Source organism: Synechococcus sp. 8F6, assembly GCF_002252665.1.
In the GTDB taxonomy this organism is placed as follows: domain Bacteria; phylum Cyanobacteriota; class Cyanobacteriia; order PCC-6307; family Cyanobiaceae; genus Cyanobium_A.
Map to the genome: position 1 here is coordinate 1 of NZ_NQKZ01000035.1, position 6,532 is coordinate 6,532.

Annotated in this window: 12 protein-coding genes; 5 read left to right on the plus strand and 7 right to left on the minus strand. The window is 65.1% G+C overall.

Annotated features, from left to right (window positions below):
* The 3 genes from CJZ78_RS14545 to CJZ78_RS13060 form a co-directional block, all read right to left on the minus strand.
* Window positions 1–463, minus strand: a 463-nt coding sequence (locus CJZ78_RS14545) for a helix-turn-helix domain-containing protein (RefSeq protein WP_143592952.1), incomplete at its 3' end; no start/stop codon positions are given.
* Window positions 427–888, minus strand: a complete 462-nt coding sequence (locus CJZ78_RS14550) for a helix-turn-helix domain-containing protein (protein ID WP_233128799.1) — start codon at window positions 886–888, stop codon at window positions 427–429. The genes CJZ78_RS14550 and CJZ78_RS14545, both read right to left, overlap by 37 nt.
* Before the next feature lie 77 nt (window positions 889–965).
* The gene (locus CJZ78_RS13060) at window positions 966–1,490 is read right to left on the minus strand and encodes a hypothetical protein (RefSeq protein ID WP_094561744.1); all 525 of its coding nucleotides are present in this window, start codon (window positions 1,488–1,490) and stop codon (window positions 966–968) included.
* A gap of 239 nt (window positions 1,491–1,729) precedes the next feature.
* Between CJZ78_RS13060 and CJZ78_RS13065 the strand changes: the two genes are divergently transcribed.
* A complete protein-coding gene (locus CJZ78_RS13065) occupies window positions 1,730–3,316 on the plus strand; it encodes a heavy metal translocating P-type ATPase (protein WP_233128800.1) in 1,587 nt (528 codons plus the stop codon).
* Entirely contained in the window at window positions 3,313–3,522 is a 210-nt protein-coding gene (locus tag CJZ78_RS14555) for a hypothetical protein (protein WP_233128801.1), read from the plus strand. The genes CJZ78_RS13065 and CJZ78_RS14555 overlap by 4 nt, the downstream gene beginning before the upstream one ends.
* On the opposite strand, the gene CJZ78_RS13070 is transcribed toward CJZ78_RS14555, so the two are convergent.
* From CJZ78_RS13070 to CJZ78_RS13080, 4 genes are all read right to left on the minus strand, one after another.
* Window positions 3,513–3,887 carry a VOC family protein gene (locus tag CJZ78_RS13070; RefSeq protein WP_198953916.1) on the minus strand — a complete coding sequence of 125 codons (375 nt, stop codon included), beginning with the start codon at window positions 3,885–3,887 and terminating at the stop codon, window positions 3,513–3,515. The two genes, CJZ78_RS14555 and CJZ78_RS13070, sit on opposite strands and share 10 nt — an antisense overlap.
* A 162-nt stretch (window positions 3,888–4,049) precedes the next feature.
* Window positions 4,050–4,181 (minus strand): hypothetical protein, encoded by a 132-nt coding sequence (locus tag CJZ78_RS14730; protein WP_255001724.1) that lies wholly within the window; start codon window positions 4,179–4,181, stop codon window positions 4,050–4,052.
* Between the two features lie 37 nt (window positions 4,182–4,218).
* Complete coding sequence (locus CJZ78_RS13075; protein WP_094561745.1) at window positions 4,219–4,446, minus strand: hypothetical protein; 228 nt, start codon at window positions 4,444–4,446, stop codon at window positions 4,219–4,221.
* A gap of 143 nt (window positions 4,447–4,589) precedes the next feature.
* Window positions 4,590–4,802 (minus strand): hypothetical protein, encoded by a 213-nt coding sequence (locus CJZ78_RS13080; protein WP_094561746.1) that lies wholly within the window; start codon window positions 4,800–4,802, stop codon window positions 4,590–4,592.
* A 170-nt stretch (window positions 4,803–4,972) separates the two neighbouring features.
* Here CJZ78_RS13080 and CJZ78_RS13085 point away from each other — a divergent pair, with 170 nt between their 5' ends.
* From CJZ78_RS13085 to CJZ78_RS13095, 3 genes are all read left to right on the plus strand, one after another.
* Entirely contained in the window at window positions 4,973–5,629 is a 657-nt protein-coding gene (locus CJZ78_RS13085; protein ID WP_094561747.1) for a DoxX family protein, read from the plus strand.
* A 90-nt stretch (window positions 5,630–5,719) separates the two neighbouring features.
* Window positions 5,720–5,863, plus strand: coding sequence for a high light inducible protein (locus tag CJZ78_RS13090; RefSeq protein ID WP_094561748.1), 144 nt, complete (start codon window positions 5,720–5,722; stop codon window positions 5,861–5,863).
* A 165-nt stretch (window positions 5,864–6,028) separates the two neighbouring features.
* Window positions 6,029–6,265, plus strand: coding sequence for a chlorophyll a/b-binding protein (locus CJZ78_RS13095; protein ID WP_094561749.1), 237 nt, complete (start codon window positions 6,029–6,031; stop codon window positions 6,263–6,265).
* Window positions 6,266–6,532 lie beyond the last annotated feature (267 nt).

The window sequence follows — 6,532 nt, forward strand, 5'->3', positions numbered from 1 at the left end:
CCTGGTTGGGGCGATCCGCCCTGAGACGCGGCACCGAGCGCGGTTCCTGCGGCAGCCGTGCACGCCCGCGGCGGTGGCACTGCCCTGCCTGGTGCAGGACCCGATAGAAGCTTGATTCAGAGCCGATAAAGAGGCCCTGATCGGCCAGCGCCGGCACGATCTGTCCCGGCGGCAGCGAGGCGTACTCCGGCTGATTACACGTCAGCAGGATCCGCTGTCGTTCCTCCTCGCTCAGGCGGTGACCCACCCGGCGGTTACTGCCTTTACGGCGATCCACGCCGTCCCCATCACCACCAAAGGCCTTGCGCCAGCGTTTGAGGGTGCGCAGAGAGATTCCGATCTCGCAGCAGGCAGGCACCAGAGCCGCGCCAGCGGCATTGGCCTCGCTGATCAGCTCGATCGCCTTCTGCCGGTGCGCGGCACTGGTCAGCCTTCCGCGTCCTCCGAACAGAAGGCTTCCCACTTTTTTCGCAGCACCAGCAAGGCCGCCATCTCCGCCATGGCCTTCTCCTTGCGCTGTAGCTCTTTCTTGAGAGCCTTGATCTCCCGCTGGTCCTGGGCGCGGAGCTTCTCGAGCTCCTTCTGCTCGGCCATGGTCAGCACCGGCTTGGCGTTGGCATCCTGGGCGGCCTGCCGCCAACGCTCCACCTGCTCAGGAAACAGCCCCCGCTCCCGGCAGTAGCCGCTGAGTTCGGTGGCATTCAGGCCAGCGCTCTCCAGCACCACCGTGAATTTGTCGGTAGCGCTCCAGCCCTCTGGTTCCTTCTCGGATGCCGGCACCACCTCTCCCTGTAACCGCCAGGTCTTTCTCCAGTTGTAGAGGGTGACGACGTGGATGCCCAGCTCCTCTGAAATCCTGGCGACGGACTGCCGCATTGGCGGACTCATCCGTCTCCTCACGTCAGCTTTAACGGCTTCGCTGTAGCGACGCATCGGTCATGTCCTCAAGCCCCCGGGTGTACTGATCAGAGGGGTGACATCTTTCCTGAAACCGGGGGGTCGAGCACCCAGAGGGCGAGGCCGCCACCCCGGCCCCGGGCCAGTAACCAGCCCGAATCGGCGTTGCCCGTTCGGGCGATCAGGGCGAAGAAGGGGCGCCGGCGCGGCTCCGGTTGGTGTGTGATGGCTTGCCGCCACAGGGTCTGGCGGCCGAGCTTCAGCGCCAGCTCTGTGAACCAGAATTCCAGCAACGGCCGTGCACCGCGCAGTCGACCGTGGCCGCTGAAGCACAGCTGCAGGGCGCCGAGCTGCACGCTGTTGCGCACCGTGAGCGCGTCGTCAGCCGTGGCGCCTGCATCGATGCTGAGGCTGGCTTTCAGACTTCGCAGCAGGGCGGCCGTCGTGGGGTTGGGCTGGGTCTGGGCTTTGCTCCAGAGCTGGTGGAGTCGCCAGCGGCCCACCAGGTTGGTCGTGGTGAGTTGGGAGCCTTGCCGGCGGCTGAGCCGTTCGCGCTCCAGCACCTCCGTGCCTGTGGGGATTGGGATGTCCATGGAGCGCCCTACGCCAGACCCAGCATCCATGGTCACAGTGCAGACAGAGATGTTGTGACCATGTCCGGCCCCCAGCCACCTGCCATGGCCCCGTCCAGCCCGATGGCCAAGGATCCGATCTGCGGGATGGTGGTGCCTACGGCCACAGCCCTCTCGGCCCAGCGCGCCAGCCGCACCTATTACTCTGCATCCAGGGCTGCCGGCAAACGTTTCTGGCACCCGAGCAGGAGCTGCGTCGGATGCGTCGGCGCGTCGGCATTGCCCTCAGCGGCGTGCTGGCCCTGGCAATCGTTCGAGCCGGGGCCTTCCTGGCTTTGGCGGCTGGCGTGAGCCTGCTGAACATGGCGCCGGTGGCCCAGTTGCCCTGGCTCACCTGGGGTGTGTGGTTGTTCCTGCTGGCGACACCGGTGCAGGTGTTCGGCGGCTGGAGCTTCTATGTGGGGGCCTGGGCCGCCCTGCAGCGGCGCGCCCTGAACATGGACATGCTGATCGCGCTGGGCACCTCCGTGGCCTACCTCTACAGCGTGGTCGTCGTGTTTGCGCCCCAGCTCCTGCCGGTCGACATCGACGAGCGCGGTGTCTACTTCGAGGTGTCGGCCGTGGTGATCGCCTTCGTGTTGCTGGGCAAATACATGGAGGAGATCATCAAGCAGCGCTCCTCGGCGGCCGTGCGGCGGCTGCTGGATCTGCAGCCCGCCAGCGCCACCGTGATCCGCGAGGGCCAGGAGATGACCGTGCCCGCCGAGGCCGTGCTGCAGGGCGATCTGGTGCTGGTGCGTCCCGGCGAGAAGGTGCCTGCCGATGGGGTTGTTGTGGAGGGGCAATCGTCGCTGGACGAGGCGCTGATCACCGGCGAATCGCTACCGGTGAGCAAGCAGCCGGGAGCGGAGCTGATCGGCGGCACGATCAATGGGCGCGGGCTGCTGCGCTTTACGGCCACGCGGGTGGGGGCCGAGACGGCCCTGGCCCAGATCATCCGCATCGTCGAGGAGGCCCAGGCCAGCTCAGCGCCGGTGCAGCGGCTGGCGGATCGGGTGACGGCCTGGTTTGTGCCGGCGGTGGTGGCCGTGGCGTTTGCGGCCTTTGCCCTCTGGACCCTGGCCGGCAGCTTCAGCAGTGGCCTGCTGGCCTTCATCGCCGTGCTGGTGATCTCCTGCCCCTGCGCCCTGGGCATCGCCACGCCGGCGGCGCTGATGGTGGGGGTGGGCAAGGGCGCCGAGCTGGGCATCCTGATCCGCAGCGGTGAGGTGCTGGAGCGGGTGGAGCGGCTCACCACCGTGGTGTTCGACAAAACCGGCACCCTCACCCAGGGCAAGCCCGCGCTCACCCAGGTGGTGCCGATGGCTGGGCAGTCGCGCGAGCAGGTGCTGCAGCTGGCGGCCTCGCTGGAACACTGCTCCGAGCACCCCCTGGCGGCGGCCCTGCTGGAGGCCGCCAGCGCTGAGGGGCTGGCGCTGCTGCCTGCCCGGGATTTCCAGGCCCAGGTGGGGGAAGGTGTGCAGGCAGTGGTGCAGGCAGTCGTGCAGGCAGTGGTGGGCGACCAGGCCCTGTGGCTGGGCAACCGGGCCCTGGCGCGGCGCGTTGTGCCCCAGCTTCCTGGGACTGTGCAACACGCTGTGCAACAACTGGAAACCGCCGGCAACACCGTGATGCTGCTGGGCCAGGGCGAGGCCGTGCTGGGCCTGCTGGCGGTGGCCGATACCGTGCGGCCGGAGGCGAGGCAGGCGGTGGAGCTGCTGCAGCGGCGGCGGATCCAGGTGGTGATGCTCAGCCCAAGGAGGCGGGCGATCTGCTGCTGCTCGGCAACGACCTGCGCGATGTGGTGACGGCCATTGGTCTGTCGCGGGCCACGATGAACAAGATCCGCCAGAACCTGTTCTGGGCTTTCATCTACAACTCCCTGGGCGTGCCGATTGCGGCCCTGGGCTGGCTCAACCCGATGATTGCTGGTGCGGCGATGGCCCTGAGTTCGCTGTCGGTGATCGTGAACTGCTCGCTGCTGCGCCGCTACCGCCGCGCGGCTCAGGCCTGAACCAGCAGCAGCAGGCGGTTGCCCTCCGGATCCTGCAACCAGGCTTCCACCCCAAAGGGTTCGTGCCGCGCCGGTTCCAGTAACGATCCCCCCTCCGTGGTGGCCTGCTGGATCCAGGCCTGGAGCAGGGCGGCGGGGTCTCCAGCATCCACGGTCCGTTGCAGGCAAAGCGCCATCCGCCCTGGCTGCCTGGGTTGGGGCCGGCTGCGGGAGGGTGCGTAGAGCTCGAGGAAGCCACCGGCCGGCCAGGGCACGCGCCAGTGGGTCGCGCCCCACCCTTGTTGGGGGGGCGCGTTCAGCAGGGCGCCATAAAAGCGAGCCAGGTTGGCCGGATCATCGGCGGCCAGCACGATCGAGCCTCTCATCGTCAGCCTGCCCCGCAACGCCTGATGCAGTGTTCCAGAGCTGGAGGCGGTTGGGCATGCTGCTGGGGCTGTGCACTGCCTGATCCAACAGGCCCGCCAGGCGCTTTGTGATTCGAAGACACAACCGGCTGAGGGGCTGAGGTCAGAGCTCAGCCGCCGTGATCAGGACACACTGGTTGTATCGGCAACGACCAGGCCCCACTCCAGCAGTAAGGCGGTCACCATCGCAATGGCACCAACGGTCCAGGCCGAGCGCATCAAGCGGCTGAGCATCAGAAAACGAACAGGAATCATCTGACCATCCAACTCTGAGTCGGCAGGTTCACCGGCCTCAGTGCCTGATCCCTGACGGCAGCGCTGCAGCACTGCGGCGAGCGCTGGGCTGCAACCGCACCCGGTAGCTGACATGGGCTGGGCCGAGCGCGTGGATCAGGGCATCCCGGGCCTCTTCCTGCAGGCTTTCGCGCTCCATGGCGCAGACGGCCAATCCAAGGGCGGCGTTCTCGCCGATCAAGGTGCCATCGGGCCGTTGGCTGACGGTGAACAGGGCTTCTCGCATGTGTGAACCATCCGGGCTCTGCTCGCCAGAGCCATCGCTTCTTGCATCCTCACGGCAACAGCGCGGTTGGCGGTGTGATCAGCCCTACCTGTTGAGGTGATGATTGCCGACCTTTTTCTGCTGCTTGCTGACGTCAGCTCTGTTCAGGCTGCCTGGGCATGGCGGTGGCGCAGGAGCTGGGGCGAAAGACGGCAGCCCAACTGAATCCCGCCTTGATCCAGAAGTCGACCCAGCCTTTGCACGGCTGCCTGTTCTGGCCTGGAGAAGCGGCTCTGCTCGGAGAGAACCCAGTCAATCTCCGGCTGGGTGATGACTCCAGAACTCAGGGCCTCAAGGAACAGCTCGCCCAACACCATGACTTTTGTAACAGAGTTGTTACATCTTGCACCGCTGCCGCGGTGAGCGCGAGCGAGGTGCTCCAGGAAGGCGCTTGAAAGCGACTGGAACAACTGGGCAGGGCGACCACCTTTGCTTGCTTCACGTTTCTTCACTAAGCCTGCCAAGATTTCATAAACGCCCTCTGACCATGTCCACGTCTCTTCTTCTGGAGCTTTTTGGTGGCTTCGCGGGGGCCTGCTTCACGCTCTGGCTGGCAACCCAAAGCATGTCTTCACCCCGCGGCTCTGTGCTGGCTGGCCTGGCGCCGCTGAAGCCAGCCGTGCTGACCTATCTGCAGAGGCCAGGACTGCTGGCATCCGTCGGCCTGCTGCTGCTGCGCCTGAGCATCGGCGTGATGATGATTCATCACGGCCAGGAGAAGCTCGCCGACCCTCAGCAGTTCGCCAACACCTATGTGGCGTCGCTGCACCTGCCCTTCCCCCTCTTCTTTGCCTACGTGGCGGGATTCTCTGAGCTGATCGGCAGCTGGCTGGTGATCCTGGGCCTGCTTACCCCTCTGGGCGCCCTGGCCCTCACCGGCACGATGGCGACCGCCGCTTACCAGCACATCCTGACGGCCGGCCTGAACATTTACGTGCTGGAGCTGGTGGTGCTCTACCTGGGAGGCAGCCTGGCGCTGCTGCTGATCGGGCCGGGGCGTTTTTCCTTTGATGCCGGCATGGCTCCAGAGCTGATCGCTGGCATGGAAACCTCCAGCTCAAGCTTCGAATCGGAGTGGGCTGAGCGCTCCGGCTCCCTGACTCCGCTGGCCATCCCTGTAAAGGCCTTCGATCGGGCTGACTGATCCGAACGAGGTCGCAGTCAGCACATCCCCCGCGCCCCCGCCTGCAGCCGTCACATTGTGTTACAGTTTACTAAACAAATCGAAGCAGTCATGGCTGGATCCACCCCCCGCTTCGGTTTTGTCGCCTTCGCCGAGACCTGGAATGGCCGTTTGGCCATGCTCGGCTTCGTGATCGGCCTGGGCACCGAGCTGCTCACCGGCCAGAGCATCCTCGGCCAGCTCGGTCTGGGCTGAGCCCATGACCACTGACGTGCTCAGTCGCCCCACCGACCTAACCCCGAGGACTCGATGATCGCCACCCTCTGCGTTGTCCTTTTTGGTGCCTGGGTTTTGGGTGCCTTGCTCCAGCCCGATCTCGCGGACTGATGCTTCAGCTTCTGATTCATTCTTGAAAATCCCATGACCAACACCCCCGCTAACGACCAATGGCTCGAGCACCGCGCCGAGCAACTGATCCTTCTGGAGCAGCTCAAGCGAGCTGAGCTTTTCAATGGCCGCGCCGCCATGCTCGGCATCGTGCTCGGCATCGTCACTGAGGCCATCACTGGTTCTGGCATCGCGCATCAGATCGGCCTCGGTGCGTTGGTGGACGGCTACGCCGCCTGCCGCACCCAGTTCCTGCCCTTCTGCTTCTGAGATTTACGGCCTTTGGGCCTGCCATCAGCCCCCGGCCCTGCCGGGGGTTTTGTTGTGGCTGCAGCTCGTCTCTCCACGGCTAAACGACCAGCGCCTCCACGCGCCAGGCATCAAGAACAAGATGTAGCAAAAAAGACCTTAAATAGTAACAATTTTGACACTTCGCTTGTAGGGCACCTTGAAAAATCGCAAGACCGCTTGATAGCGACCGAATTTGAATTATACTAAGGCTCCAAGATTACATGCTTTCCATGGGCCAGCGAGGTT

Excerpts from the sequence above, each read along its gene's own strand:
- CJZ78_RS13085 (WP_094561747.1), top strand. The coding sequence starts at position 4,973 with ATGTCCACGTCTCTTCTTCTGGAGCTTTTTGGTGGCTTCGCGGGGGCC.
- CJZ78_RS13080 (WP_094561746.1), bottom strand. The coding sequence starts at position 4,802 with ATGGTGTTGGGCGAGCTGTTCCTTGAGGCCCTGAGTTCTGGAGTCATC.
- CJZ78_RS13090 (WP_094561748.1), top strand. The coding sequence starts at position 5,720 with ATGGCTGGATCCACCCCCCGCTTCGGTTTTGTCGCCTTCGCCGAGACC.
- CJZ78_RS13060 (WP_094561744.1), bottom strand. The coding sequence starts at position 1,490 with ATGGACATCCCAATCCCCACAGGCACGGAGGTGCTGGAGCGCGAACGG.
- CJZ78_RS13065 (WP_233128800.1), top strand. The coding sequence starts at position 1,730 with ATGCGTCGGCGCGTCGGCATTGCCCTCAGCGGCGTGCTGGCCCTGGCA.
- CJZ78_RS14730 (WP_255001724.1), bottom strand. The coding sequence starts at position 4,181 with ATGATTCCTGTTCGTTTTCTGATGCTCAGCCGCTTGATGCGCTCGGCC.
- CJZ78_RS13095 (WP_094561749.1), top strand. The coding sequence starts at position 6,029 with ATGACCAACACCCCCGCTAACGACCAATGGCTCGAGCACCGCGCCGAG.
- CJZ78_RS14550 (WP_233128799.1), bottom strand. The coding sequence starts at position 888 with ATGAGTCCGCCAATGCGGCAGTCCGTCGCCAGGATTTCAGAGGAGCTG.
- CJZ78_RS13070 (WP_198953916.1), bottom strand. The coding sequence starts at position 3,887 with ATGAGAGGCTCGATCGTGCTGGCCGCCGATGATCCGGCCAACCTGGCT.
- CJZ78_RS13075 (WP_094561745.1), bottom strand. The coding sequence starts at position 4,446 with ATGCGAGAAGCCCTGTTCACCGTCAGCCAACGGCCCGATGGCACCTTG.